This is a genomic window from uncultured Aurantimicrobium sp. (assembly GCF_936931525.1).
In the GTDB taxonomy this organism is placed as follows: Bacteria; Actinomycetota; Actinomycetes; order Actinomycetales; family Microbacteriaceae; genus Aurantimicrobium.
Genome location: NZ_CAKZII010000083.1, coordinates 1 through 1,991, shown reverse-complemented (window position 1 = coordinate 1,991; position 1,991 = coordinate 1). Strand labels below are relative to the sequence as shown.

The 1,991-nt window shown below is 57.6% G+C and carries 3 protein-coding genes; all 3 read left to right on the top strand.

Features of this window, described 5'->3' with window-relative positions:
- A partial coding sequence (locus tag Q0362_RS03760) for a hypothetical protein (protein WP_298119914.1) occupies positions 1-219 on the top strand: 219 nt, incomplete at its 5' end.
- Between the two features lie 3 nt (positions 220-222).
- Positions 223-843, top strand: coding sequence for a dTMP kinase (gene tmk / locus Q0362_RS03755; protein WP_298119912.1), 621 nt, complete (start codon positions 223-225; stop codon positions 841-843).
- Positions 844-882: 39 nt separating this feature from the next.
- Positions 883-1,991, top strand: a 1,109-nt coding sequence (locus Q0362_RS03750; protein ID WP_298119909.1) for a DNA polymerase III subunit delta', incomplete at its 3' end; no start/stop codon positions are given.

Genomic DNA, 1,991 nt, shown 5'->3' with positions numbered 1-1,991 from the left:
GTTCCTGAAGAGATTGACTTCGATCGCGCCGTTGAGCTGCTGGCAATCAAGCGTGCCAAGGGACCCGTTGTCCGCAAGAAGGCTGCTGCAAAGAAGCCTGCGGCCAAGAAAAAGGTCACCAAAAAGGTCGGCGACACCATTGTGGTGAAGAAGGCTGGAGCTAAGAAGGCTGCCACCACACTGGGCAAGTCAGGTATTTCCTCTAAGGCAAGCGAGTAACGCATGTCCGGGTTGTTCATCACCTTTGAGGGTGGAGACGGTTCGGGCAAGTCAACTCAGGCTGGTCTTCTAGCAGAGTGGTTGACCGAACAGGGTCGCACTGTTGTGCGTACCCGCGAACCCGGTGGCACCGATGTCGGCGTGGAGGTACGTAACCTCGTGCTGCACCACCGCGGCGACATCGATCCTCGAGCAGAAGCGCTTCTTTATGCAGCTGACCGTGCACACCACGTGGCCACTCTTGTGCGTCCCGCACTGGAGCGTGGCGAGGTCGTCATCCAGGATCGCTACTTTGACTCCTCTGTCGCCTATCAAGGTGCTGGTCGTGTCCTTGACGCGAAGGAAGTTCGCGATCTGTCCCTCTGGGCAACTGACAGCCTGTTGCCTGATGTGACCGTGCTGCTTGATCTCGAGGAGAACCTTGCCCGCACGCGTCTAGATGCTGCAGATAAGCCCTTTGACCGTCTCGAGAACGAGAAGGCAGAATTCCACGGTCGTGTTCGCGCTGGATTCTTGGCGCTCGCCGAGGCAGAGCCAGAACGGTTCCTAGTCCTGGATGCATCCCGCCCGATCGAGGAACTCGCTGCAGCTATTCGTTCCCGTGTTGAAGTAGAGCTGGCTTAGTCCCACTTCTCTGTCAGATACTCCCGGTAGCCTTGAGCTATGAGCGTGTGGGATGAACTCGTTGGCCAACAAGAGGCCATTGATGTTTTCCGCGCGGCTTCCCAGTCAGAGTTAGCTTCTGCCACGACTCATGATTCAGCCATGACACACTCCTGGCTGGTGACGGGCCCACCGGGTTCTGGGCGTTCCAACCTGGCCTATGCATTTGCCGCGTCACTTTTGTGCCGTGATGGTGGCTGTGGCGCGTGTACTGACTGCACACAAGTGGCGGCACGGACTCATCCCGACCTTGCCACGTTGACGACAGAACGCGTGATCATCTCCATTGATGAAGTACGTGCACTTGTGCAGAGCTCACAATATTCACCTGCCGTCTCTCGCTATCGAGTTATCGTGATCGAAGACGCTGACCGCATGGCCGAGCGCACTTCTAACGTTCTGCTCAAGGCTCTCGAAGAGCCCCCTGAGCGTACGGTCTGGATTCTTTGTGCGCCGAGTGAAGCAGATCTGATTCCTACAATCCGTTCACGCGTGCGCTCAGTCCGCTTGCGAGTACCAAGCGTTCCTGACGTTGCCAAGTTGATTGTTGCCCGCGATGGCGTGGATGCGGTCACTGCAGAACGCGCTGCTCGTCACGCCCAGTCCCACATCGGCATGGCGCATCGCTTGGCAACAAACCCTGAAGCAGCAGCCAGGCGTGAAGAAACAGTCCGTCTGGTGTTGAACATCATGACTGTGCGGGAAGCGGTGCTCGCCGCTGCACGCATGATTGAAATCGCCACCGATGACGCCAAAGCGATCACCGAAGAGCGGGATGGCGTTGAACTCGAACAGCTTCGTCGTTCGATGGGTATCGCCGAAGGCGATGCGATCCCCGCCAACCTGCGCAGCCAGGTCAAAGGTCTGGAAGAACAGCAGAAGCGCCGCGCCACTCGGAGCCTGCGAGATGGCCTCGATCGCATCTTGGTTGACCTTCTGTCGGTCTATCGAGATGTATTACGCCTTCAACTAGGCGTGAATGAAGACCTCATCAACGTGGAGTTTGAGCACGAAATGCGTACTGCCGCAGCAGCACGCACCAGCGAAGACACCCTTGCCACGATGGAAGCCATCGGGGAAGCCCGAGAACGTATTGATGCCAACGTGGC

Excerpts from the sequence above, each read along its gene's own strand:
- tmk (WP_298119912.1), top strand. The coding sequence starts at position 223 with ATGTCCGGGTTGTTCATCACCTTTGAGGGTGGAGACGGTTCGGGCAAG.